The sequence below is a fragment of the Klebsiella michiganensis genome (assembly GCF_002925905.1).
Lineage (GTDB): Bacteria > Pseudomonadota > Gammaproteobacteria > Enterobacterales > Enterobacteriaceae > Klebsiella > Klebsiella michiganensis.
This window is the reverse complement of sequence record NZ_PRDB01000013.1, coordinates 61212-87032: the sequence shown is the minus strand read 5'-3', so window position 1 is coordinate 87032 and position 25821 is coordinate 61212. Positions and strand designations below refer to the sequence as shown.

Genomic DNA, 25821 nt, shown 5'->3' with positions numbered 1-25821 from the left:
ACGTTTTAGCCATAGCTATAAAATATAGCCTGTGCTATATCTGTATGTAATACACACATCCTTCAAGGAGTGAAGGACGAAGTTACAGGAGGTCGAGATGAATGAATTCAAGAGGTGTTTAAACGTGTTTACCCATTCTCCTTTTAAAGTACGGTTAATGCTTGTCGGTATGCTGTGCGATCTGATCAACGGCAAGCCCCAGCAGGATAAACCCAACAACTAATGCGGCGTCGCGGTACGCCGCTTCATTTTTCTGTCATAATTTCCCGTCAAACTGGCTGATTACTCAGCGCTACGGCAACTTTTTTCAAGTTTTGTAAGCTTCCTCCCAAAACAATCCGTTATGGATGGTTGACCTTAACATTTGCAAGCCCTATCTTTTGTCAGCCCTGCCACTACTGCGGCTCGCAGAGACCCTCTTCACGCACTGTCCAGCAGGTTTTACCCCTTGATGCCAGGGGACGCACATGGCTCTTTTTGATTGTTTACTATGAATGTCACGCTGAAAGAAACGCTGGTCGCCCGCGGACTGGTACTGAACCCATGGACAGGATTCTACTTTTTACAATCGCTGTTTATTAACCTGGCGCTGGGCTACGACTTTAGCCTGCTCTATACCGTTGCTTTTACCTGCGTGCTGCATCTGCTGTGGCGCAGCTTTCCGCGCGCGCAAAAAGTGACGATCGGCGCCTATTCGCTGCTGGCGGCCATGTACTATCCTTTCGGCCAGGCCTACGGCGCGCCCAATTTCAACACGCTGCTGGCGCTGCATGCCACAAACATCGAAGAGTCCACCGAGATCCTGACCATTTTCCCGTGGTACAACTATCTGCTGGCCGTGTTTATCTTTGCGCTCGGCGTGATTGCCGTACGGCGCAAGCCGGATGCATCGGCGCGATGGGGGAAAATGGAGACGCTGGGGCTGCTGTTCTGCACCGCTATTTTCTTTCTCCAGCCGGTGCAAAACCTCGCCTGGGGCGGCGTCTTTAAGGTTATCGACACCGGCTACCCCGCCGTACGCTTCGTTAAAGACGTGGTTGTGAATAATAATGAAGTGCTGGATGAGCAGGCGCGAATGGCGCAGCTGGCGAATATGAAAGACAGCTGGCACGTGCTGGCGGTAAAGCCCAAATATCATCTGTATGTGGTGGTGATCGGCGAGAGCGCGCGTCGCGATGCGCTCGGCGCCTTTGGCGGCCACTGGGACAACACCCCGTTCGCCAGCTCGGTAAAAGGCTATCTGTTCAATGACTACGTTGCCGCCAGCGGTTCAACGCAGAAATCGCTCGGTTTAACCCTCAACCGGGTGGTCGATGATAAACCGCAGTTTCAGGATAACTTTGTCACCCTCGCCAACCGCGCCGGTTTTCAGACCTGGTGGTTCTCGAATCAGGGGCAAATTGGCGAATACGATACGGCAATTGCCAGCATCGCCAAACGCGCGGACGAAGTTCAGTTCCTCAAGAACGGCGATTTCGAGGCCAATAAAAACACTCAGGATGAGCAGCTATTAAAGCTGACCGCGCAGGTGCTTGCCACCCGCCGCACCCAGCCGCAGCTGATTGTCCTGCATTTGATGGGTTCGCATCCGCAGGCCTGCGACCGCACTAAAGGGAAATACGCGGTTTTTGTTCAGTCGAAAGAGACCTCCTGCTATCTCTACACCATGACGCAAACCGATACGCTGCTGAGCGATCTTTATACTCAGCTACAAAACTCGGGCGAAACCTTCTCGATGACCTATTTTTCCGATCACGGTCTGGCTTTTAAGGAGCGCGGGAAAGAGGTGCAGTATCTGGCGCACGACGATAAGTACCAGCAGAATTTCCAGGTCCCCTTTATGGTGATCTCCAGCGATGATAAAGCGCATAAGGTCATTAAAGCGCGGCGGTCCGCCAACGACTTCCTCAGCTTCTTTTCGCAGTGGACCGGCATCAGCGCTCAGGAGATTGCCCCGCGCTATCGTTTTATCTCGGAACAGAAGGCCGGCCCCATCTACATCACTAACTTCCAGCTGAAGAAAGTGGACTATACCCATCTGGGTACCGACGCGTTTACCGTCAATTAACACGGTTGCGTAAACCGCAGGCAAAAAAAATCCGCCCCTTGAGGCGGATTTTTTATATCACCGGAGTGATTAGAAGCGGTAACCTACGCCAGCAATCCAGGTGCCAACGTCAACGTTACGAATGCGAGACTGCTCGTAGGAGAAGTCCAGAGCAACGTTTTCGATCGGGTTGAACTGCAGACCAGCACCGTAAGAGAAACCGTAGTCGCTCATGTCAGATTTGTTCGGGTAGCTGTTGTCCTGGAATTTACCGTAACCAACACCCACTACGCCGTAGATGCTCGCCCAGTCATTCAGACGGTAAGCCGGACCTGCGGTGATGCCGTAGTACTGGCCTTTTTTGTAAACGCCAGACTCAGAACGATCTTTTTCGGTGTAGGTGAAAGAACCGATAACACCCAGCGGGTTGTTGTCTTGCTCGTAGCGGTACTTCAGGTTGAAACCGCCTGCTTTGTTCGCTTCACCCTGCATGTCGCTCTGCGCGTAGCCACCGGTAACGGTAGAAGTCGCGGCGAAAGCAGTGGTACCTACGGATGCAGCCAGAACAACGGCCAGTGCTGAAAAACGTGCAATTTTATTCATAACCACCTCAAATGTGTTTCTAATAAGTCCTAAGCCTTAAATATAACAAAAACTTTTGGGAAACTCTTTTCACTTTACATTGTCTAACGTACTTTTTCATGTAACTAAAGGTTTCTACGTTTCTATAACAAACTGGAAAACAAACCTTTTTTACAAATATACTCCTATTAAGGCTCATAAAGCGCCAGACGTGTATCCAGATTATTCCTAATCTTCTGGTGAAATTATCTTCAACCCCGCGCTATTGTACTGCTTTTACACCCCTTTTTTTCAACATTAGCTCAACCGGCGCGGGGTAATTCATTTACACTGGAACCTTTACCGCATTTGACAAAATTGACAGGAGAAAGGATGCCCGGCTCTTCCCGCAAAGTACCGGCATGGTTGCCGATACTGGTTATTTTAATTGCCATGATTTCGATCCAGAGTGGCGCCTCGCTGGCCAAGTCACTCTTCCCGCTGGTGGGTGCGCCAGGCGTTACCGCCCTGCGCCTCGCGCTCGGCACCTTCATCCTGGTGGTTATCTTCAAACCCTGGCGCCTGCGCTTTGCCCCGGAGCAGCGCCTGCCGCTGCTTTTCTACGGCCTGTCGCTCGGTGCGATGAACTACCTGTTCTATTTATCGATTCAGCGCATTCCGCTAGGCGTCGCCGTCGCGCTGGAATTTACCGGCCCCCTGGCGGTGGCGCTCTTTGGCTCCCGTCGCCCTCTCGATTTCGTCTGGGTGGCGCTGGCGGTGCTCGGGCTCTGGTTTCTACTGCCGCTGGGGCAAAGCGTGGCGCAGATCGATCCCATTGGCGCGCTGCTGGCCCTCGGCGCTGGCGCCTGCTGGGCGGTCTACATTCTGACCGGCCAGCGCGCCGGCGAAGAGCATGGCCCCGCAACGGTCGCTATGGGGTCGCTGATCGCTGCGGTGGTCTTCGTCCCGATGGGGATGATCCAGGCCAGCGATACGCTCTTTCAGTGGGGGCTGCTGCTGCCGGGACTGGGGATCGCCATTTTATCGACCGCGCTGCCCTACTCTCTGGAAATGGTTGCCTTGACCCGCATGCCCAGCAAGACCTTTGGCACCCTGATGAGCATGGAGCCGGCTCTCGCCGCGCTTTCCGGAATGGTGTTTCTTGGGGAAACGCTAACCGCGACCCAAACGCTGGCGCTGGGGGCGATTATTCTTGCCTCGATGGGCTCCACGCTGACGATGCGTCGGGAAACGAAGATACAGAAGGTCGACATCAGCTAGCGAAAAGGAGCTGATTGACGAGAAACTCAATCATCTCCTTAATTTATAAACTATTTTTCCTGACTAACAGCCCTGCGCTATCAGACCGATAGAGACTACCGCCGCTGCAAAGCTCAAATCCGTTGCTATACTTAATTCCGCAAGTTATTGGGATGAGACGCTCCGAATAATTCGAATTTGAAGTATGACGAGTACAAATATCAAGAGGATATGACACTATGAGTACCGCAAAACTGGTTAAAACTAAAGCAACGAATCTGCTCTATACCCGTAACGACGTCGCTGATAGCGCGAAGAAAGCGACCGTTGAGCTGCTGAATCGCCAGGTGATCCAGTTCATTGACCTGTCTTTGATTACCAAACAGGCTCACTGGAATATGCGCGGTGCAAACTTTATTGCCGTTCATGAGATGCTGGACGGCTTCCGCACTGCGCTCGTCGACCACCTTGATACGATGGCAGAACGTGCCGTACAGCTTGGTGGCGTAGCGCTGGGTACGACTCAGGTCATTAACAGCAAAAGCCCGCTGAAAAGCTACCCGCTGGATATCCATAGCGTCCAGGACCATCTGAAAGAGCTGGCCGACCGCTATGCGATCGTCGCCAACGATGTGCGTAAAGCCATCGATGAAGCCAAAGATGAAGATACCGCTGATATCTTTACCGCCGCTTCACGCGACCTGGATAAATTCCTGTGGTTCATCGAAGCCAATATCGAGTAAGGCCAACTGCCGTCAGCCACGCTGGCGGCTTTTTTTCTTTCCACTTCCCCGCCGCGCACCACTTCAGTGCATGAGAATGTACAAAATACGCGCAAAAGTAAATCAATTGTAATAATCACCTCACACAATCGTTACGCCGAGATTGTTTTAACATCAGGGTTTGCGTTAAAAATGCTCTTGTTATGCGATACCTTTATGATGCACCAAAACGGCGCCCCATATCGGTGCATTTAACGTTATCCGTTATCAAAATTGTGCAACAGGCGCCTTCCTGCTTGTTATAAAACAACAGGTTGTAAAAGTGGCATGATTTTTTCATAAGGCAACTCGTTCTCGCAGGGGATCGTCCCGTGGATATAAAAGGAAATGCTATGAAGTCTGTATTTAAAGTTTCACTGGCTGCACTGACCCTGGCTTTTGCGGTTTCTTCTCACGCCGCTGATAAAACACTGGTTGTCGCGACCGACACGGCGTTTGTACCGTTCGAATTTAAACAGGGCGATAAGTATGTCGGTTTCGACGTTGACCTGTGGGCTGCCATTGCGAAAGAGCTGAAGCTTGACTACACCCTGAAGCCAATGGACTTCAGCGGTATCATTCCGGCGCTGCAGACCAAAAACATCGATCTCGCGCTGGCGGGGATCACCATCACCGACGAACGTAAAAAAGCGATCGACTTCTCTGACGGCTACTACAAAAGCGGCCTGCTGGTCATGGTTAACGCGAATAATAACGATATTAAAGATGTCAAAGATCTGAACGGTAAAGTGGTTGCCGTGAAGGGCGGCACCGGCTCCGTTGATTACGCGAAAGCCAATATCAAAACCAAAGATCTGCGCCAGTTCCCGAACATCGATAACGCCTATATGGAACTGGGTACCGGTCGCGCTGATGCGGTTCTGCACGATACGCCAAACATCCTTTACTTCATCAAAACTGCGGGTAACGGCAAGTTCAAAGCGGTAGGCGACTCGCTGGAAGCGCAAAACTACGGTATCGCCTTCCCGAAAGGCAGCGACGAGCTGCGTGAAAAAGTGAACGGCGCGCTGAAAACGCTGCGTGAGAACGGCACTTACAACGAAATTTATAAAAAATGGTTCGGTACTGAACCCAAATAATAATTAGCGATACTCTCTTCCAGGCCTGCTGTGGTCTGGTAGACCTGGAGCTCTCCGGGCTACCCGTCAGCAGGCCTGAATAGTTTTCTCAGGGGGTTTTCCTCTGTTTTCGACACGGTAACAGGAACACATTATGCAGTTTGACTGGAGTGCCATCTGGCCCGCCATCCCAATTTTACTGGAAGGCGCCAAAATGACGCTGTGGATTTCGGTCCTCGGCCTGGTCGGCGGTCTGATAATCGGTCTGGTGGCCGGTTTCGCCCGCTGTTTCGGCGGCTGGATTGCCAACCACATCGCGCTGGTCTTTATCGAAATCATCCGCGGCACCCCGATTGTGGTGCAGGTCATGTTCATCTACTTCGCCCTGCCGATGGCGTTTAGCGATTTACGCATCGACCCGTTCTCGGCGGCGGTGGTGACTATTATGATCAACTCCGGCGCCTATATTGCGGAAATCACCCGCGGCGCGGTGCTGTCGATCCATAAAGGCTTCCGGGAAGCCGGCCTCGCGCTGGGCCTTTCTCGTCGCGAAACTATCCGCTATGTGATCCTGCCGCTGGCGCTGCGCCGTATGCTGCCGCCGCTGGGCAACCAGTGGATTATCAGCATCAAAGATACCTCGCTGTTTATCGTCATCGGCGTGGCCGAACTGACCCGTCAGGGCCAGGAAATTATTGCCGGTAACTTCCGCGCGCTGGAGATCTGGAGCGCCGTTGCGGTTATCTACCTGATCATCACCCTGGTGCTGAGCTTTGTTCTGCGTCGTCTTGAAAGAAGGATGAAAATCCTGTGATTGAATTTAAAAACGTTTCCAAGCATTTTGGCCCAACCAAGGTGCTGCATGATATCGATCTGAAGATCAACCAGGGCGAAGTCGTGGTGATTATCGGGCCGTCCGGTTCCGGTAAATCGACCCTGCTGCGCTGTATTAACAAACTTGAAGAGATTACCAGCGGCGATTTGATCGTCGACGGTCTGAAGGTCAACGACCCGAAGGTTGACGAGCGGCTGATTCGTCAGGAAGCCGGGATGGTATTCCAGCAGTTTTATCTGTTCCCGCACCTGACGGCGCTGGAAAACGTGATGTTCGGCCCGCTGCGCGTTCGCGGCGCCAATAAAGCGGCGGCGGAAAAACTGGCGAAAGACCTGCTGGAGAAAGTGGGCCTCGCTGAACGTGCGCACCACTACCCTTCTGAGCTTTCAGGCGGACAGCAGCAGCGCGTGGCCATTGCCCGGGCGCTGGCGGTTAAACCTAAAATGATGCTGTTTGATGAGCCGACTTCCGCGCTTGACCCTGAACTGCGTCATGAAGTGCTGAAAGTGATGCAGGATCTGGCCGAAGAAGGCATGACCATGGTTATCGTTACCCACGAAATCGGCTTCGCCGAAAAAGTGGCGTCGCGCCTGATCTTTATCGATAAAGGGCGCATTGCGGAAGATGGCGATCCGCAGATGCTGGTGAATAACCCGCCCAGCCCGCGCCTGCGCGAGTTTTTGCAGCACGTAGCCTGATGCTCCCCGGCTCTCCCTTCGCGGGAGAGCCACTTTCCAGAATCATCCCAACCTCGCTCTGCGGATCTCATCTTCTATACTTATTGGTTTGAGATGCAATGGAGGTGCCTGTGCCGCGGATTTTGTTACTGCTTGCCCTACTCTTCACCGCTCCGCTATGGGCCGCGACGCTGCCAGGCGTTCCGGCAACCACAGCGGACCCGTCCAGCAGCAGTGAACCCGATGTGGCGCAGAAGAAAGCGGCCTACGGCGCGCTGGCCGACGTGCTTGAAAACGCCGACGCCCGTCAGGAGCTTATCGAGCAGCTGCGGAAAGCCGCCGCCACGCCGCCGCCGGACAGTACGCCGAAGCTGACGCCGCCGGAAATAAAAGACGAGACCACGGTGCTGGAGAACGTCACTCACATCAGCCGCGAATACGGAGAGCAGCTCTCTTCGCGCTTCTCCCAGCTGTGGCGCAACATCACCGGTTCTCCGCACAAACCGTTTAATTCTCAGACTTTCACCAACGCCGCCTGGCATTTCCTGCTGCTGGCGGGCCTGGTCTTTGCGTTCTGGTGGCTGGTACGCCTGGCGGCCCTGCCGCTGTATCGCAAGATGGGCCACTGGGGACGGCATAAAAACCGCGACCGCAGCAACTGGCTTCAGCTACCTGCAACGATCGCCGGCGCGTTTATTTTTGACCTGCTTCTGCTGGCGCTCACGCTCTTCGTGGGCCAGCTTTTAAGCGACCGCCTGAACGGTAACAATCCCACCATCGCCTTTCAACAAAGCCTGTTTCTCAACGCCTTCGCGCTGATTGAATTTTTCAAGGCCATTCTGCGGCTTATTTTTTGCCCCCGCATCCCGGAGCTACGCCCGTTCAACCTCAGCGATGAAGCGGCGAAATACTGGAACCTGCGTCTCAGCGCGCTGAGCAGCCTGATTGGCTACGGGCTCATCGTCGCGGTGCCGATTATCTCCAACCAGGTCAACGTACAGTTCGGAGCGCTGGCCAACGTGGTGATTATGCTGTGCATTACGCTCTGGGCGCTGTACCTGATATTTCACAATAAGAAATTGATTACCCAAGGGCTTATCCATCTCGCCGACCGCTCGCTGGCCTTCTTTAGCCTGTTTATCCGCGCCTTTGCGCTGATCTGGCACTGGCTGGCCTGCGCCTATTTTATCGTGCTGTTTTTCTTCTCCCTGTTTGATCCCGGCAACAGCCTGAAATTTATGATGGGCGCGACGCTGCGCAGCCTGGCCATCATCGGCGCCGCCGCGCTGGTCTCCGGTATTCTGTCGCGCTGGATTGCGAAAACCATCACCCTGTCGCCGGAAACCCAGCGCAACTACCCCGAACTGCAAAAACGGCTGAACGGCTGGATCTCCGCGTCGCTGAAAGCCGCGCGTATCCTGACGGTCTGCGTGGCGATCATGCTGCTGCTCAGCGCGTGGGGGCTGTTCGATTTTTGGCAGTGGATGCATAACGGCAGCGGGCAAAAAGCGGTGGATGTGCTGATTCGTATCGCACTGATCCTCTTCTTCTCGGCAATTGGCTGGACGCTGCTCGCCAGCCTGATTGAGAACCGGCTGGCATCGGATATTCACGGCCGCCCGCTGCCCAGCGCCCGCGCCCGAACGCTGCTGACGCTGTTTCGCAACGCGCTGGCGGTGGTCATTAGCACCATTACTATCATGATCCTGCTTTCGGAAGTGGGCGTGAATATCGCCCCGCTGCTGGCCGGCGCAGGCGCGCTGGGCCTGGCGATTTCGTTCGGCGCGCAAACCCTGGTCAAAGACATTATTACCGGGATTTTTATCCAGTTTGAGAACGGCATGAACACCGGCGACCTCGTGACGATTGGGCCGTTAACCGGAACGGTGGAGCGCATGTCGATTCGCTCCGTCGGCGTACGCCAGGATACCGGCGCCTATCATATTATTCCGTGGTCTTCGATAACCACCTTCGCCAACTTCGTGCGCGGTATCGGCTCGGTGGTGGCCAACTATGATGTTGACCGGCAAGAAGATCTGGATAAGGCCAACCAGGCGCTGAAAGACGCGGTCGCGGAAGTGATGGCGCAGGAAGAGATTCGCGGGCTGATCATTGGCGAGCCCTCTTTCGCAGGATTGGTGGGCTTAAGCAATACCGCCTTCACCCTGCGCGTCACCTTTACCACCCTGCCGTTGAAGCAGTGGACGGTAAGGTTCGCCCTCGACACTCAGGTGAAAAGGCATTTTGACCTCGCGGGCGTGCGGGCGCCGGTACAAACTTACCAGGTTCTGCCGATGCCGGCACCGGCGGGACCGCCGGCACCCGCCGAGCCCACGTTATAAAGCGCGGCGACGTTTGGCTTCGTCCATAAAGGTCCAGGCGATAAAGCGGCTCTGCTTATTTCCCTGGGCCATCTCTTTTTTCACTACTTTCACCGCGCCGACGTCGGTCAGCGCACGGTAGAGCGGCGGCAAATTGTCGCCGCGAGAAACCAGGGAGGTAAACCACTTCACCTGACGGCCAAACTGCTGGCTCTCCGCAATCATCTGCGTAATAAACGCAACCTCGCCCCCTTCGCACCACAGCTCCTGCTGCTGGCCGCCAAAGTTCAGCACGCTCTCCTCGCCCAGTCCCAGGTTGCGACGTTTACGCTCACCGCCCGCCTGCGCGCTGGCGGCGGAATCATGGAACGGCGGGTTACACAGGGTCGCGTCGTAGGTCTCATTTTTATGAATAATGCCGGTCAGAATCGCTTTAGCGTCTTTTTGACGACGCAGGCGGATCTGGCGAGTCAGGCCGGGATTGCCGTTGACGATAGCCTGGGCGCTGGCGAACGCGTCGGCGTTCACTTCGCTGCCGGTAAAACGCCAGCCGTACTCGTGCACGCCAATGAGCGGATAGATGCAGTTTGCGCCAACGCCAATATCGAGAATGCTGGCGTTGGCCGGGATCGTCCCGCTATCCAGCGCCAGCAGATCGGCGAGATGATGGATGTAGTCAGCCCTGCCCGGCACCGGCGGGCAGAGAAAGCCGTCGGGAATATCCCAGTATTTCACCGCGTAGAAGTGCGCCAGCAGCGCTTTATTCAGCGCCTTCACCGCCAGCGGATTGGCAAAGTCGATGGTCTGCCCACCCACCGGGTTAAGGGTGATAAAGCCCTGGAGCTCAGGGTGGGCCTGGCACAGCGCGGGCAGGTCGTAGCGTTGTTGGTGACGGTTACGCGGGTGTAACCCCGGTTTCTGGGCTTTCATGGCAATCTCCTTTGAACAGCCGCGTAAGATACCCGTTGACGGCGGCGCGGTAAATAAGTGAGTCTGGTTATCTCTTTTTTTGTCACGGGTGTCGTATGTATTTCTACCAACCTTCGCACGGACACGGGCTGCCGCACGACCCGCTTAACGCCATTATCGGGCCGCGCCCCATCGGCTGGATAGCCTCCCTTGATAACAGCGGCCAGCGTAACCTCGCGCCGTACAGTTTTTTCAACTGCTTTAACTATCGGCCGCCGATTATTGGTTTTGCCAGCAGCGGCTGGAAAGATAGCGTACAGAATATCGCCGAGACTAAAGAGTTCGTCTGGAATCTGGCCACCCGGCCTCTGGCGGTCGCGATGAACGAAACCTCCGCCACCCTTCCCCATAATGAAGATGAATTCATCCGCGCCGGGCTGACTGCCGCTCCCAGCCGCATCGTCAGCGCGCCGCGGGTCGCCGAAAGCCCGGTAAACTTCGAGTGTCGCCTTTCACAATGCATCCAGTTAACGACCGCAGAAGGGCGAGCGGTTGACACCTGGCTGGTGCTGGGCGAAGTGGTGGCGGTGCATATCGATGAATCGCTGCTGGAAGACGGAATTTACCAGACCGCCAGGGCCCAGCCGATTCTGCGCGCCGGAGGCCCCAGCGCCTATTATGGCATTGATGAAAGCCTGCGCTTTGACCTCGTTCGTCCGGACGCCCGCTAACCCTCCCACCCGGCCTGTACTAGCGCCGTTTTCCAGGCCGGGTAGCTGAATGCCATTTCCCGCGACAACCTCGCCTGCCCGGCGCGCCTTTATGTAGAAAAAATGCAGCCAATGTAAATAAATGTATTTATTTTTTTATAAATGAGTGATAGAAATTCGCCTGTTGTTTGATAATGATTATCACAATCATTATCAAACTCATTGCTTTTGTAAAAAATCACCTGCAGTGGTCGGGGCGAAGCAACGCTTCGTCTGCGGTCGTTATGGCCTAATTAAAATTATAAGTCACTTATTGATATGGAAAAAAATAACAATTTGCCGTTCAGCAGTTTTCACTCGCTCACTCTCTTCACCGGCTTATGCCTGAGTCTTTCTCCGACCGGCCAGCTGCTTGCCGCGGATAGCACTGAAAAAAATAGCGGCGAAACGCTGGTGGTCGAAGCGCAGACGCCATCGCTGTACGCGCCGACCCGCTCCGCCGATCCTAAATTTTCACGCCCGATCGCCGACACGACGCGGACGGTTAGCGTGGTCTCTGAGCAGGTGATGAAGGACCAGGGCGTCACTAACCTCACCGACGCGCTGAAAAACGTTCCCGGCGTCGGCGCTTTCTTTGCCGGCGAAAACGGCAACTCGACGACCGGCGACGCGATTTACATGCGCGGGGCGGACACTTCCAACAGCATTTACGTCGACGGCATCCGCGATATCGGCAGCGTCAGCCGCGATACTTTTAATACCGAGCAGATCGAAGTCATCAAGGGACCTTCAGGCTCCGACTACGGACGCAGCGCGCCGACCGGTTCAATCAATATGATCAGCAAACAGCCGCGCCTCGATTCCGGCATCGACGCCTCCGCCAGCGCGGGCAGCGCCTGGTTCCGACGCGGCACCCTGGATATTAACGAGGCCATTGGCGAAACCAGCGCGGTGCGTCTGAATCTGATGGGCGAGAAAACCCACGATGCGGGCCGGGACAAGGTGAAAAACGAGCGTTACGGCGTCGCGCCATCGGCCGCATTTGGCCTCGGCACCGAAAACCGCCTGTATCTTAACTATCTGCACGTAACCCAGCACAACACGCCCGACGGCGGCATTCCCACCATCGGTCTGCCGGGCTATTCCGCCCCTGGAGCCAGCACCTCGGCGCTGAATCACTCCGGCAAGGTCGCCACCAGCAACTTCTACGGCACCGACTCCGACTACGATGATTCCACAACCGATACCGTGACGATGCGCTTCGAGCACGACCTGAGCGACACGACGACGATTCGAAACACCACCCGCTGGTCTCGCGTGAAGCAGGATTACCTGATGACTGCGGTGATGGGCGGCGCGTCAAACATCACTCAGCCAAACCCCAACGATGTCGGCACCTGGACCTGGTCGCGCCTGGCGAATACCAAAGACATTAGCAACAAGATCCTGACCAACCAGACTAACCTGACGTCGACGTTCTATACCGGGGCCATCGGTCATGACGTCAGCACCGGTGTGGAATTTACCCGCGAAACTCAGACCAACTACGGGGTATATCCGCTCACGCCTCCGGCGGTGAATATTTATCATCCGAACAGCGATATCTCCATCGGCGGCCTGAACCGCAGCGGCGCCAACGCTAACGGACAGACGGATACCTTCGGCGTCTATGCTTTCGATACGCTGCAGATAACCCAGGACGTCGAACTTAACGGCGGGATCCGTCTGGATAACTACCAGACCAAATACGATAGCGCCAGCCTGTGCGGCGGTACCGGACGCGGCGCCATCGCCTGCCCGACCGGAGTCGCGAAAAATACCCCCGTCACCACCGTCGATACCTCAACCAGCGGTAACCTGGTTAACTGGAAGGCCGGCGCGCTGTACCACCTGACCGATAACGGCAACCTCTACGTCAACTACGCCGTCTCCCAGCAGCCGCCGGGAGGGAGCAACTTCACCCTCGCGCAAAGCGGCACCGGCAGCAGCGCCAACCGAACCGACTTTAAACCGCAGAAGGCCAAAACCAGCGAAGTCGGCACCAAGTGGGAGCTGATGGATAAGCGCCTGCTGCTGACCGCCGCCCTCTTCCGCACCGATATTGAAAACGAAGTCGAGCAGAACGACGACGGCAGCTATTCGCAGTACGGTAAGAAGCGCGTTGAAGGCTATGAGATCTCTCTGGCCGGTAATATCACGCCCGACTGGCAGGTGATTGGCGGCTATACCCAACAGCACGCCAGCGTTCGTGAAGGCGCGAATACCGCCCAGGATGGCACCAGCGCGCTGCCGTATACGCCAGAGCACGCGTTTACCCTCTGGAGCCAGTATCAGGCCACCGATGCGATCGCCGTCGGCGCCGGCGCGCGATACGTCGGCAGCATGCATCGCGGCAGCGACGGTGCGGTCGGCACGCCTTCCTATACCGAAGGCTACTGGGTGGCTGATGCCAAAGTCGGCTATCGCATTAACCGTAATCTCGACCTGCAGCTGAACGTCTACAACCTGTTTGATACCGACTATGTCGCCTCGATTAACAAGAGCGGCTACCGTTATCACCCGGGCGAACCGCGAACCTTCGTGCTCACCGCCAATATGCACTTCTGATCCACACCGGGGCGGCTGCGCCCCGTTTTCTCCGGAGATAAAACGATGATGTATCATATTCCCGCCGTTCTCAGCTCTCAGGAAGTGGACGATTTTATCGCTCAGCTGCAGCAGGCGGAATGGGTCGACGGGCGCGTGACGACCGGCGATCTGGGCGCCCAGGTCAAAAATAACCAGCAGGTTGATACCCACAGCAATCGTTACGGCGAACTTCAGGGCAACGTACTGGCGGCGCTGAATCGCAGCTCGCTGTTTTTTGCCGCCGCGCTGCCGAAAGCGATTTCCAGCCCGCTGTTTAATCGTTATCAGCAGAGCGAAACTTATGGTTTCCACGTCGACGGCGCGGTACGCAGCCAGGCGCAGGGAGGCTGGATGCGCACCGATCTTTCCGCCACGCTCTTTTTAAGCCCCCCGGAGAGCTACGAAGGCGGTGAGCTGGTCGTGAACGATACCTACGGACAGCATTCGGTTAAGCTCCCTGCCGGGGACCTGGTGCTCTATCCTTCAAGCAGCCTGCACTGCGTCACCCCGGTGACCTCAGGCGTTCGCGTCGCCTCGTTCTTGTGGGTTCAGTCAATGATCCGCGACGATAAACGCCGCAGTATGCTGTTTGAACTGGATGGCAATATTCAGAAATTAAAAAGCCGCCACGGCGAAAGTGACGAAGTCCTGTCTCTGCTTAATCTTTACCATAACCTGCTGCGCGAATGGTCAGAGATCTGAGCCTTGTCTGGTCATTTTTTATCCCCATATTCTCTATACTAAAGAGAGGCGAGATAGCGAGGTGAACTATGGCATCAGGCTGGGCGAATGATGACGCGGTGCAGGAACAGATCGACAGCACCATCAACGACGCGATAGCTCGGGCGCGAAACGAACTGTCATCGGGGGAAAGCAACAAATTTTGTGAAGAATGTGGGGAGCCGATTCCTGAGGCGCGCCGACGGGCGGTGGCGGGGGTGAAATACTGCGTAAAATGCCAACAGGAGAAAGATTTACATAACAATACATTTTCAGGATATAATCGCAGAGGCTCCAAGGATAGCCAGCTTCGCTGACCAATATTTACCGTTCATTACGCACATCGCGTTATCTTTTCGCGCACGTTTTTTGGCAAACGGCGTGGCAAAATGTGCCCTTCCAGCCCCCCGTTCGCCGCCCCGACCTGTTTCGCCGCCGCCGGCTAAAATAATTTATTAATATTCAATAAATTAATAATCATTCAAAAAATTAGATGAAGACTGTTAATTTCCTTCGATTTTATCTCCCGCTAAAAACCGTGATACTTATCACATCGACGGAACATCGTCCCCTATACAGAACAACCTGCGAGAGATTAACTATGAAAAACATCAAATATGCTGCCGCCGCTATCGCCCTTTCCGCTCTGTCTTTCGGCGCGTTCGCCGCTCAGCCGGTGACATCGGCTCAGGCAGAGAGCATGAACAAAATTGGTGTGGTTTCCGCTGAAGGCGCGACGACGCTGGATGGACTGGAAGCTAAACTGGCTGAAAAAGCCGAGGCCGCTGGTGCAACCGGCTATAGCATTACCTCCGCTAACAGCAACAACAAACTGAGCGGTACTGCGGTTATCTATAAATAATCGTCAGTTATCCCTGTAGCAACAGCAACACCCTGTAATGCCACTGTTTTAACCCTGTAAGATCCTTTAATACCCTTGCCTTGCCCGTCCATGCCACTGGACGGGCTTTTTTTTGCCTGCGATCCTGCGATAGAGTTACCAGCTCTCAGCCACCTTCGCCAGCCCCTGCTCCAGAGACAAGACCACGCCGGTGGCCAGAAGACAGCAGGCCAGCTGAATTTTCAACGATGACGGCAGCGGTTCGCTCCCGACCATACAGCGCTCGATCCAGCGCGCGGTCACTTCGGGGTCTTTTGACTCCGGCAGAGCGACTGCCTGCGCAGCGGCGCCATCCTGACGCTCGTTAACCACCCGCGTACCGGTCTCATCAATCAGGCTAATCTGCGGGCAGCGCTGCGGGTTAGCGTAAACTTCGCCTTCAGTACCGTGCATCAGCAGCGCCCGGCCGCCGATCCCGGCAAAAAATTTCGCGACCCGACCGACGTACTCAGGGTGCGAAACGCTCGACAGGCGCAGCGCCGCATCTTCGGCAAACGGCGTCGCCAGCTTGGCCAGGGTGTGGGCGCTGTTACGCACGCCCATGCGCCAGCGCATCGCCAGCTGTTTTTCCAGCGGCGGACAAAATACGCCGACCGGAACGTAAACCGGCTGGTGACTATCTAACCGCGCCTGTGCCTGGCCCGCGTGAAGCGTCGCCGGGATCCCCATCAGGTCAAAAATGGTTTCCGTCAGCACGCGGGTGGGATCGTGGCTCACGCCGTGAACGATAACCGGGAAGCCGAGCTTATGCAGCAGGACGGCCAGCAGCGGCGTCAGGTTAGCCTGTTTACGCGCGCCGTTATAGCTGGGGATCACAATCGGCATCGGCTTGCCGACCGGCGGCGTCAGCTTAATGGTGTGCTCCTGCATCGCTTCATAGAAGCCCTTCATCTCCGCTTCACCTTCGCCCTTGATGCGCAGGGCAATAAGAATGCCGCCGAGCTCAAGGTCAGGCACCTCGCCGTTAAGCATCCGCGAGTAAAGCGCGCGCGCCGTTTCCACATCCAGGTCGCGAGCGTGGTTTTTTCCGCGCCCGACTTCTTTAACGATCTTGCTGTAGTCCATTGCAGGCTCCTCTGAGCTTCTCACCGCGTCGACATTGCACCGCTAACGCCGTTTGCGACGCGTCTGTTTTATTTTAGTTTTTACTATAACCTCAGGGACGGCTGGCTGCTCTATCGGAAATATGGGTAATGCATTCAATAAACGCTTACCGTAGTTTTTGGTCAACAGGCGTTTATCATAAATTACCACCTCTCCCCAGCAGCTATGGCTACGGATCAGGCGGCCAACCTGTTGAATCAGGTTGAATGACGCGCTGGGCAGGCTCTGAACTTCGAACGGATAGCGGTTGAGGCTTTTGAGCCATTCGCCTTCGGTGATCACCACCGGGCTGTCAATCGGCGGGAAAGCGATCTTGTGGATATGCACCTGGCTTAACAGTTCGCCTTTTAAATCCAGGCCTTCCGCAAAGGATTGCAGCCCAACCAGTACGCTGCGCTCGCCGCCTTCAACGCGTTTACGATGCAGCTCGACCAGCCGGTAGCGAGGCTTATCCCCCTGAACCAGCAGCAGCAGGCGCAGATCGGTAACGTGTTCGAGAAACCGCTGCATCGCTCTTCCGCTGGCGAAGAGTACCAGCATGCCGAGATGCTTTTTGCTCTCGACCTGTTCCCGGAAATAGGCGGCCATCTCGGCAATATGCTGCTCTTCGTTATCGATAAGCGGTTCGTAATGCATCTGCGGAATGACGATTTTACCCTGTTCGACGTGATTAAAGGGCGAATCCAGCGCCACAAAGCGGTCTCCCGCTTTCTCTTTCAGCCCGCTCATCTCCTGCAGACGCGAAAAGCTATTAAGCGAGCGTAGCGTCGCAGAGGTAACGACGATATGCGGGACGCTGCGCCACAGCAGCCTCTCCAGCTGATCGCTGACGCGGATCCCCACGCAGTGGAACCAGATATGCATCTGGCCGTCCCGCAGGTCGCGGGTGACCCATTTCGTCACCGGCGCGCCGGAGGACTGCGCCAGCGATGCCAGCCGCCACAGTTTACTTTGGCTTTCAAACATTCCCAGCGCGCGGTTCATCTGCAGCAGAACCCGGTGCAAACGCACCACGTCGTGACTGCCGGTTTTTTCGCCCAGATCGTTAAGGAACAGCTCCGCCAGACCGCGCAGCGTTTCGGTGAGCTTCGCCAGCCGCTGGCAAATCTCCATCACTTCCTGCGGCAGCTCCCCCATCGGGAAGCGGTGCTCCGCCTCCTGCCCGGCCGGCATGTACAGATTGAGGATATTATTCAGGGAGGAGATGAGCTCGTAGAGCTCCTCGCAATGCCCATTCAGACGCTCGGGATTCGCCAGCGGCGGCGTGGTTTTAGGGCGAAACTGCTCCATGCAGGTCGCGACCAGCTTCGTAAAAAGATCCAGCTGCAGGCGGTACCAGGGGGCGGTGATTTCCGCGCTCATTTCCAGCGCATCGCGGGCCACCTCCGGAAGATGGTGGCCTTCATCCAGCACCAGCAGCAGATGCTTCGGTTCCGGCAGCACCGCTTCGCTTTCCATCGCCGCCATTACCAGCGCATGGTTCGCCACCACCACTTCCGCTTCCTGGATTTCCCGGCGGGCGACAAAAAACGGACATTCGCGATAATAGTGGCAGTTGCGGTTCAGGCAGCTGGCTTTATCGGTGCTCAGGCGGCTCCATAATGAATCATCCACATTTTTATCGGTATGATCGCGCAGGCCGTCCCATTTGTAGCTATCAAGGTCCGCTTTCAGCGTCGCGCACAGCTTCTGTTCCGCCTGGTTGTTAGGCGTGAGTTCGTCATCAAGAAAGGCCAGTAAATCCTGCTGCGTTGGCTCGGTGCTGGCAAGCGCGGCCAGGTTACGCGGGCAGACGTAGCGCCCGCGGCCAAAGGCGGCGGTAAATCGCAGGTCGGGAATGATTTTGCGCAGCAGCGGCAGGTCTTTACTGTAGATTTGGTCCTGCAGAGCAACGTTGGCGGTACTGACCACCAGCGTTTTTTGTTCTTCACGGGCAATGGCGATGCCGGGAATCAGGTATGACAAGGTTTTGCCGACGCCGGTCGGGGCTTCTATCGCCAGATGTCGCCCCTCTTCCCCGGCGAGCGTCTTCGCCACATCGGCAATCATCTGCCGCTGCGGAGGACGGGGAATAAAGTCAGGGATTTGTTCCTGAAGCGCCTTATACCAGGCGGCGATTTGCGCTTTCAGCGCTGCGGTCAAAGCCATGAGAAAACCTGAATACTGTATAAACAGCCACTATTGTGCCATTTTTTAGCCGTCGGAAGGAACGTCTTTCTGAGCAAACTGGAATCACGCTCGAGGTTATGCTGAGCGAAGCGCGTCCGGGTAAGGAGTCTTACCCGGACAACCCATCAGTGGCTTAGCCGCGCGATTGCGACACTCGCCACAGGAGTGACGGGATAGCGTTACTCCGCCGCGGCGGGTTTGCGCGGGCGACGACGGCGAGGAGGCTTACCGTCCTGAGTTCGCGCTTTCGGCGCTTCGCCATCGGTACGACGCGGAGCGGACTGCTGACCGCGACCTTGCCCCTGGCCACCGCGGCCCTGACCCTGGCCACCGCGACCGCCGCCGCGCTGCTGCTGACGACCGTTCTGAATCGGCTCGGCTTTAATCGATGGATCCGGCTCGTAGCCCGCCAGGGCAATACGCGGGATCTCTTTTTTCAGCAAGCGTTCGATATCATGCAGCAGTTTATGTTCATCAACGCAAACCAGCGACAGCGCTTCACCCGTTGCCGCGGCGCGCCCGGTACGACCGATACGGTGCACATAGTCTTCCGGTACGTTTGGCAGCTCGTAGTTCACCACGTGCGGCAGCTCTTCAATATCCAGACCGCGCGCGGCGATATCGGTGGCCACCAGTACGCGAATGCCGCCGGATTTAAAGTCAGCCAATGCGCGGGTACGCGCGCCCTGGCTCTTGTTGCCGTGAATAGCGGCGCTGCGGATGCCGTCTTTATTGAGCTGTTCCGCCAGATGGTTTGCGCCGTGCTTGGTGCGGGTAAAGACCAGCACCTGCTGCCAGTTACCTTCACCGATCATCTGCGACAGCAGCTCGCGTTTGCGCTTTTTATCGACAAAATGCACCAGTTGGCTCACCTGCTCAGAGGCGGTGTTGCGGCGGGCGACTTCGATCTCCAGCGGGTTATGCAGTAGCTTTTCCGCCAGCGATTTAATGTCATCGGAGAAGGTTGCGGAGAACAGCAGGTTCTGACGTCTGGCCGGCAGCTTCGCCAGCACCCGGCGAATATCGTGAATAAAGCCCATATCCAGCATACGGTCGGCTTCGTCCAGCACCAGCACTTCGACTTTGTCGAGGCTCACGGCGTTCTGATGTTCAAGATCCAGCAGACGACCCGGCGTTGCCACCAGGATATCGACGCCGCTGCGCAGCTTCATCATCTGCGGATTAATGCTCACGCCGCCGAACACCACCAGCGAGCGAACGTTGAGGTATTTGCTGTAATCCCGGACGTTCTCGCCAATTTGCGCCGCCAGCTCGCGCGTTGGGGTCAGGATCAGCGCACGCACCGGGCGACGCCCTTTAGCATGCGGCTCCTGTTGGATCAGATGCTGAAGCAGCGGCAGCGTAAATCCCGCCGTTTTGCCGGTACCGGTCTGAGCGCTGGCCATCAGATCGCGCCCCTGTAATACTGCCGGGATAGCCTGCTGCTGAATTGGGGTTGGCTCAACGTAGCCCTGCTCAGCGACGGCGCGCAGGATTTCAGGATTCAGGCCAAGGGAATCAAAAGACATAACAACTCCGAACCGCCCCGGCCCGTCACAGGCGTAGTTTTCAGGGAGATTATTGCGAAAGAGATGGCAAAAACCACAATGCCATGAAGCTGCGCAGTCTAGCAGATTTTGTGACGAACCGCATAAAATCTGCCGAAAAGAATCCTCCGGCTAACAAACCACTGTTCCCCGTCCTGTCGATGAGAAGCGGCGATGGCGCTTCGCGCCAGGCGTCCCCGAAATAGCCCGTTTAATGCCTCGACGGGGAAACCGCGAACAAAAGCGGAGAAACGCCGCCGCAGAACGCGGCGGCGAAAGCGATTAACGCAGGCGATACTTAATTTTTTCGACCATCTTCGCGGTGGAGATGCCGTAGCGGTCGTGCAGCGTCGGAAGCGCGCCGGCCAGCAGGAATTCGTCAGGCAAACCGACGGTATCCAACTCGCAGCGTACGCCTTTACGCATCAGCAGCGCGGCAACCGCCTCCCCCAGCCCGCCGACCGACGTGTGGTTTTCCGCGGTCACTACCAGACGGCCGGGCTTCGAAGCCTGCGCAACGATCGTTTTTTCATCAAGCGGTTTGATGGTGGGGACATGCAGCACCGCCGCGCTGATATTATCGGCCCGCAGTTTTTCAACCGCCTCGAGGGCGCGCATGGTCATCAGCCCGGAAGAGATAATCAGTACATCGTTACCGTCCTCCAGCAGCTTCGCCTTGCCCAGCTCAAACTGATAATCATATTTATCGAGCACCAGCGGCACCTTACCGCGCAATAGACGCATATACACCGGACCGTCGTGGTCGGCAATCGCCGGTACCGCCTGCTCTATCTCCAGCGCATCGCAGGGATCGACGATGACCATGCCGGGAATGCCGCGCATAATCGCCAGATCTTCCGTTGCCTGATGGCTCGGCCCGTAGCCGGTGGTCAGGCCCGGCAGCGCCGCGCAGATCTTCACGTTCAGATGCTCTTCGGCAATCACCTGATGGATAAAATCATAGGCGCGACGGGTGGCAAAAGCGGCGTAGGTGGTGGCGAAGGGAATAAATCCCTCCTTCGCCATTCCCCCGGCGGCCCCCATCAGCAGCTGCTCCGCCATTCCCATCTGGAAGAAGCGATCCGGAAAGGCCTGGGCGAAAATATGCAGATCGGTATACTTTGACAGGTCCGCGGTCATACCGACGATTTCCGGGCGCTGGGCAGCCAGCTTCGAGAGCGCGACGCCAAACGGCGCGGAAACGGTCGCCTGACCTTCATCAGCAATGGAGGCGATCATCGCCGACGTTTTTAAGCGTGGTTTACTCTGGCTCATTACAGCACTCCTTCCGGTTTGTTGGCGTCCAGCACCGCAATCGCTTTTTGCCATTCGTCGGCATCGACGCGGATAAAATGGTTCTTATCGCGGGTTTCAAGGAACGGCACCCCTTTGCCCATCAGCGTGTCGCATAAAATGACCCGCGGCTGGTTGCCCGCATGATTTTTCGCGTTATCAAAGGCGGCCACCACCGCCGCCAGATCGTTACCGTCCACGCGCTGCACGTACCAGCCGAAGGCGGCCCATTTTTCATGCAGCGGCTCAAAGCCGAGAATTTTGCGCGAATCGCCGTCCGCCTGCTGTTTGTTCACGTCAACGAGGTTAATCAGGTTAGTCAGGCCGTAGTGGGCCGCCGACATCGCCGCTTCCCAGGTTGAACCTTCGTCCAGCTCCCCATCCGACATAGAGTTAAAAACCCAGGATGCGCTGCCCTTCTTCTTCAGACCGAGCGCCATCCCGACGGCGATGGAGAGCCCCTGCCCCAGCGAGCCGCCGGACATCTCCATTCCAGGCGTATAGGTCGCCATGCCCGACATCGGCAGGCGGCTGTCGTCGGAACCGTAGGTCTCCAGCTCCTCTTCCGGGATAATTCCCGCTTCCAGCAGCGCCGCATAATAGGCGATGGCGTAATGACCGTGAGAGAGCAGAAAACGGTCACGCCCTTCCCACTGCGGATCTTCCGGACGGTAGCGCATCGCGTGGCTGAAGGCGGTGGCCAGCACATCCGCATAGCCTAATGCCTGGCCGATATAGCCCTGCCCCTGGACTTCGCCCATTTGCAGGGCATAGCGACGAATACGCCACGCCGCCGCGGCAACTTGTTGTGTTTCTGTCATCTTCATCTGCTTGCCTCGCTTAGTGGATTAACATGCCGCCGTTCACGTCCAGGGTGATACCGGTCGAGTAGGAAGAGAGATCGCTGCCGAGGAACAGGGCGGCGCGCGCGATATCCACCGCATCGCCCAGACGGTTCATCGGGATCCCGGCGAGGATATTGGCCGTCATGTCGTCGGTCAGCTTGCCGGCGGTAATATCGGTCTGAATCAGCCCGGGCGTGATGCAGTTTACGCGGACGTTATCCGGGCCAAGCTCGCGCGCCATCGCCCGCGCCAGGCCGAGCACACCGGCTTTTGCCGCGCTGTAGTGCGGGCCGCCGAAGATACCGCCGCCGCGCTGGGCGGAAACCGAAGAGATACAGACAATGCTGCCCGATTTTTGCGCCCGCATCGCCGGAATAACCGCCTGCGACATCAGCAGCGTGCCGCGCAGGCTGACGTCCAGCACAGCGTCATAGTTGGCGCGCTTAATTTCCATCAGCTTCAGCGGCTGGGTAATGCCGGCGTTATTCACCAGCACATCGACCCGGCCATATTTCGCCAGAATCTGTTCGATTGCGGCCTGCACCTGAACTTCATCGGCGACGTTCGCTGCCAGACCAAGATGGCCTTCGCCCAGGGCCGCCGCTGCGGCTTTGCTGGCTTCGCCATTGAGGTCGATAATGACCACGCTGGCGCCGTTCTCGGCAAATAATTTGGCGGTGGCAAAACCCAAACCGCGTGCGGAGGCCGCGCCAGTAATAATGGCGACTTTATCTTTTAATAACATATTTTCACTCCATGACATGACGTCATATTAATTAACAGAAATATTGCCGTTATTGTGGCTCATCGAGGAAAAGAATCACCACCAGACCTATTGCGGCGCAGATACCGAAATAGGTGAATACAGAATTAAAGCTGCCGGTCTGATCAAGTAAAAAACCGGCGGCCATCGGGGCGACAAAGCCGCCAAGGTTGCCGCCGCTATTAATAATAGAAGAGGCAATCGGATAGGTTTTACTGTCCGAAACGGCCATTCCGTAGGCGGTAAAAGCCGGCCAGCCAATATTCAAACAAAAACCGACAAAGAATAATCCAATACATACCGCCAAGGTGCTTGCTGGAATGTTCAGCATAATGAGCATCATGACCACGGTTGAAATCGCGGTGAACATCATGGTGGGTTTACGCCGGCGGCCTAACACTTTATCCGAGATCCAGCCTCCACCAATCGCGCCAATAAAGCCGCCGATGCACGGCATACTCGCCACGAAGCCCATACTCATCACGTCAAAACCGCGCTCTTTCACTAAATACAGCGGGATCCACGTTAATAACCCGTACAGCACGCTGACCATCATAAAATAGGCCAGACAGTCACCAAGAATATTTTTCGAGGTAAATAATCCTTTCGCCGTATCGATAGGCGCCATCTTTTTCACCCGAATAATTTTATCCAGCCAGGTGAAGCGGTCGGCAATTAATATATTTTCGCGGACGGCGTTTTTATCGGTTTCACGCCCGGCATTAATCTCTTCCAGTTCGCGTTGCGAAACAAATCCGCTTTCCGCGGGCGTTGACTTAACCAACAGGTACCACGCGACCGCCGCCACAATCCCCGGTATCGCAAAGGAGAAAAAGACCCATCGCCAGCCCCAGGTAACCGCGATCCACACCGCCAGCGGCGGTACGATTATCGGCGCAAACATGGTGGCGGCGATGTAGACGCCCGTTGCCGTGGCCTTCTCTTTCGGCGGGAACCAGTTATTAATGGTTGAAGCCAGCCCCACCGGGCACGGCCCTTCGCTAAGCCCCAGCCCCAGTCGCACCATCTTCAGGCCAAATACCGAGCTCACGGTGCCCATCAGCCAGGTAAAAGCGGAAAAGCCGAAAATAGACAGCGAGACCAGTCCCCGGGTGCCGCGTCTGGCAATAAAAAAACCGGCCGGGATCTGGCTTACCGCATAGCCGAGGAAAAACATGCTGGCGATGGCCCCGGCCTCAAAGTTGTTGATATGAAACTCGTCAATGATAAACGGCAGTACCGCACCGATATTCGTTCTGTCGGCGTAATTTATGGCATACACCAGGAAAATCATCGTCAAAACCACGAAACGATATTTTGTTTTTCTGGCGTCAGTACAGACAACAGTATCTATACGTGACATAGGGTATCCTCTTTATTTTTTATGTTTTTTGTCGCGACCCTTACCGCATCGCGCCCTGTTATCAGGCCTGTAGTTGCAATATAACAATCCCAAAAAGAAAGAGTATTCAAAAAAGCTCAATTGCGCGTGAGAAAAATTTGCTTCGTGACTGCACTCAAATTCCTGTCAATTATTTTTTTCGAGAGTTGTGCATTTAAAAACTGTTAACTTCATCACGGATTGCGCCATCACTTATTTTCCGGCTGTGCTATGCTGACCATCATTTTCTGGGATAACGGCTGGACGTCCTTCTTTCTGAGTAAAAAAACCGCCTTGCGTTATTCCCCCCGCCGGAGGAAATCATGAACCAGCCGCTGCAGAATAAAAGCTTGCCGATGCCATCCTTACGTAATATTCAGGCCTTTATTGAAGTGGCTGATACCGGCAGCCTGAACCTGGCGGCAGAGAATCTTAATATTACGGCCTCCGCGGTAAGTCATCAGATAGCCAGCCTGGAACAGTATCTGGGGAAAAAGATATTTTCCCGTAGCAGTAAAGGGATGGTATTAACCACAATTGGCGAAAAATACCTTAAAGAGGTTTCCGGGGCGTTAAATATTATTGGTCAGGCCACTAACCAGGTGATTAATGATATCCACCAGGATTATTTACGGATTCATTCCGCACCGAGCTTTGGATTATTGTGGCTGATGCCCCGTCTGAATAAATTTCGCCAGGCCTGGCCGGAGCTTAAAATTAGCCTGACCTGCTCTTATGAAAGCATCCAGTTCTCCCGCGATAATATTGATATCGATATTCGCCACGGGCTCTCACAGTGGCCAACCCTGGTGGTCAAGACCATAAAAAATGAACGCGTGCTCCCCTTTAGCTCATCGACTTATTTAGCCGGCCGCGACGTTCAGTCCATTGAAGACCTGCTGGCCTGCGACCTTATTCATTCCGATAGCACGCTGATCGGCTGGAGCAACTGGCTGTCGTGGCATAAGGTTCGCGGCTGGAATAAAAACTTTATTTTTAATTTTGACCGCTCCTATATGAGTATTGAGGCTGCCCGGATGGGAATGGGGATTATTCTTGAGAGTAATTTGCTGGCCGGGCAGAGCGTGAGCCAACGCCACCTGGAACCCGTCTTTACCCGCGACGTCAGCATGCCGGTTAACGCGCATCACTTCGTTCTACCGCACCCGAATGAACAAAAAGAGAAAGTGAAGATCTTCTTTGCCTGGGTTGCCGAAGAGCTGAGTCGCGAAGGATTTCATATCTAGCAGCAAACGGTGGACAAACCGCCAACCTGCGCCTAGAGTTAATCAATCGATTGATTAACTTTT

At 55.6% G+C, this 25821-nt stretch carries 23 protein-coding genes; 14 read left to right on the top strand and 9 right to left on the bottom strand.

The window, feature by feature from the left end:
• The first annotated feature begins 97 nt into the window (after positions 1-97).
• Together mntS and CDA56_RS22510 are read left to right on the top strand one after the other, a co-directional pair.
• On the top strand, positions 98-223 hold the full coding sequence (gene mntS / locus CDA56_RS22515) for a manganase accumulation protein MntS (RefSeq protein ID WP_004100500.1): 126 nt from the start codon (positions 98-100) through the stop codon (positions 221-223).
• Between the two features lie 267 nt (positions 224-490).
• Entirely contained in the window at positions 491-2068 is a 1578-nt protein-coding gene (locus CDA56_RS22510) for a phosphoethanolamine transferase (RefSeq protein WP_032694517.1), read from the top strand.
• A 69-nt stretch (positions 2069-2137) separates the two neighbouring features.
• Here the strand turns inward: CDA56_RS22510 and ompX are convergent, their stop codons facing one another.
• On the bottom strand, positions 2138-2650 hold the full coding sequence (gene ompX, locus CDA56_RS22505) for an outer membrane protein OmpX (RefSeq protein WP_004130755.1): 513 nt from the start codon (positions 2648-2650) through the stop codon (positions 2138-2140).
• 351 nt (positions 2651-3001) lie between these two features.
• On the opposite strand from ompX, the gene rhtA reads away from it, so the two are divergent.
• From rhtA to ybiO, 6 genes are all read left to right on the top strand, one after another.
• Positions 3002-3889: a threonine/homoserine exporter RhtA gene (gene rhtA / locus CDA56_RS22500; protein ID WP_004100495.1), complete on the top strand. Its 888-nt coding sequence runs from the start codon at positions 3002-3004 to the stop codon at positions 3887-3889.
• 218 nt (positions 3890-4107) lie between these two features.
• Complete coding sequence (gene dps, locus CDA56_RS22495; protein ID WP_004130751.1) at positions 4108-4611, top strand: DNA starvation/stationary phase protection protein Dps; 504 nt, start codon at positions 4108-4110, stop codon at positions 4609-4611.
• A gap of 371 nt (positions 4612-4982) precedes the next feature.
• Positions 4983-5729 (top strand): glutamine ABC transporter substrate-binding protein GlnH, encoded by a 747-nt coding sequence (gene glnH / locus CDA56_RS22490; RefSeq protein WP_004849110.1) that lies wholly within the window; start codon positions 4983-4985, stop codon positions 5727-5729.
• A 133-nt stretch (positions 5730-5862) separates the two neighbouring features.
• Positions 5863-6522, top strand: coding sequence for a glutamine ABC transporter permease GlnP (gene glnP, locus CDA56_RS22485; RefSeq protein WP_004100490.1), 660 nt, complete (start codon positions 5863-5865; stop codon positions 6520-6522).
• Positions 6519-7241 (top strand): glutamine ABC transporter ATP-binding protein GlnQ, encoded by a 723-nt coding sequence (gene glnQ, locus CDA56_RS22480; RefSeq protein ID WP_004849106.1) that lies wholly within the window; start codon positions 6519-6521, stop codon positions 7239-7241. Before glnP ends, glnQ begins: the two co-directional genes overlap by 4 nt.
• Positions 7242-7351: 110 nt before the next feature.
• Complete coding sequence (gene ybiO / locus CDA56_RS22475) at positions 7352-9562, top strand: mechanosensitive channel protein (protein WP_014228515.1); 2211 nt, start codon at positions 7352-7354, stop codon at positions 9560-9562.
• On the opposite strand, the gene rlmF is transcribed toward ybiO, so the two are convergent.
• Positions 9557-10471 carry a 23S rRNA (adenine(1618)-N(6))-methyltransferase RlmF gene (gene rlmF, locus CDA56_RS22470; protein WP_032694519.1) on the bottom strand — a complete coding sequence of 305 codons (915 nt, stop codon included), beginning with the start codon at positions 10469-10471 and terminating at the stop codon, positions 9557-9559. The two genes, ybiO and rlmF, sit on opposite strands and share 6 nt — an antisense overlap.
• 95 nt (positions 10472-10566) lie before the next feature.
• On the opposite strand from rlmF, the gene CDA56_RS22465 reads away from it, so the two are divergent.
• From CDA56_RS22465 to ybiJ, 5 genes are all read left to right on the top strand, one after another.
• Complete coding sequence (locus CDA56_RS22465; protein ID WP_025108097.1) at positions 10567-11181, top strand: flavin reductase family protein; 615 nt, start codon at positions 10567-10569, stop codon at positions 11179-11181.
• Between the two features lie 297 nt (positions 11182-11478).
• On the top strand, positions 11479-13767 hold the full coding sequence (locus CDA56_RS22460; RefSeq protein WP_032748841.1) for a catecholate siderophore receptor Fiu: 2289 nt from the start codon (positions 11479-11481) through the stop codon (positions 13765-13767).
• Between the two features lie 45 nt (positions 13768-13812).
• Entirely contained in the window at positions 13813-14490 is a 678-nt protein-coding gene (gene ybiX, locus CDA56_RS22455) for a PKHD-type hydroxylase YbiX (RefSeq protein ID WP_025108099.1), read from the top strand.
• A gap of 68 nt (positions 14491-14558) precedes the next feature.
• Entirely contained in the window at positions 14559-14825 is a 267-nt protein-coding gene (locus CDA56_RS22450; RefSeq protein ID WP_004130731.1) for a DksA/TraR family C4-type zinc finger protein, read from the top strand.
• A gap of 284 nt (positions 14826-15109) precedes the next feature.
• On the top strand, positions 15110-15370 hold the full coding sequence (gene ybiJ / locus CDA56_RS22445) for a DUF1471 family protein YbiJ (protein WP_004130722.1): 261 nt from the start codon (positions 15110-15112) through the stop codon (positions 15368-15370).
• A gap of 135 nt (positions 15371-15505) precedes the next feature.
• On the opposite strand, the gene ybiB is transcribed toward ybiJ, so the two are convergent.
• The 7 genes from ybiB to CDA56_RS22410 all read right to left on the bottom strand — a co-directional run bounded on the left by ybiB (position 15506) and on the right by CDA56_RS22410 (position 24493).
• Positions 15506-16474, bottom strand: a complete 969-nt coding sequence (gene ybiB / locus CDA56_RS22440; protein WP_014228510.1) for a DNA-binding protein YbiB — start codon at positions 16472-16474, stop codon at positions 15506-15508.
• Between the two features lie 42 nt (positions 16475-16516).
• Positions 16517-18661: an ATP-dependent DNA helicase DinG gene (gene dinG, locus CDA56_RS22435; protein WP_032748835.1), complete on the bottom strand. Its 2145-nt coding sequence runs from the start codon at positions 18659-18661 to the stop codon at positions 16517-16519.
• 200 nt (positions 18662-18861) lie between these two features.
• On the bottom strand, positions 18862-20211 hold the full coding sequence (gene rhlE, locus CDA56_RS22430; RefSeq protein ID WP_025108102.1) for an ATP-dependent RNA helicase RhlE: 1350 nt from the start codon (positions 20209-20211) through the stop codon (positions 18862-18864).
• Between the two features lie 300 nt (positions 20212-20511).
• The gene (locus CDA56_RS22425; RefSeq protein WP_014837873.1) at positions 20512-21504 is read right to left on the bottom strand and encodes a transketolase family protein; all 993 of its coding nucleotides are present in this window, start codon (positions 21502-21504) and stop codon (positions 20512-20514) included.
• The gene (locus tag CDA56_RS22420; RefSeq protein WP_014228507.1) at positions 21504-22349 is read right to left on the bottom strand and encodes a transketolase; all 846 of its coding nucleotides are present in this window, start codon (positions 22347-22349) and stop codon (positions 21504-21506) included. Before CDA56_RS22420 ends, CDA56_RS22425 begins: the two co-directional genes overlap by 1 nt.
• A gap of 13 nt (positions 22350-22362) precedes the next feature.
• On the bottom strand, positions 22363-23112 hold the full coding sequence (locus tag CDA56_RS22415) for an SDR family NAD(P)-dependent oxidoreductase (protein ID WP_014228506.1): 750 nt from the start codon (positions 23110-23112) through the stop codon (positions 22363-22365).
• A gap of 49 nt (positions 23113-23161) precedes the next feature.
• Positions 23162-24493 (bottom strand): MFS transporter, encoded by a 1332-nt coding sequence (locus CDA56_RS22410; protein ID WP_032748828.1) that lies wholly within the window; start codon positions 24491-24493, stop codon positions 23162-23164.
• Positions 24494-24834: 341 nt separating this feature from the next.
• On the opposite strand from CDA56_RS22410, the gene CDA56_RS22400 reads away from it, so the two are divergent.
• On the top strand, positions 24835-25758 hold the full coding sequence (locus tag CDA56_RS22400) for a LysR substrate-binding domain-containing protein (RefSeq protein WP_014837871.1): 924 nt from the start codon (positions 24835-24837) through the stop codon (positions 25756-25758).
• Positions 25759-25821 lie beyond the last annotated feature (63 nt).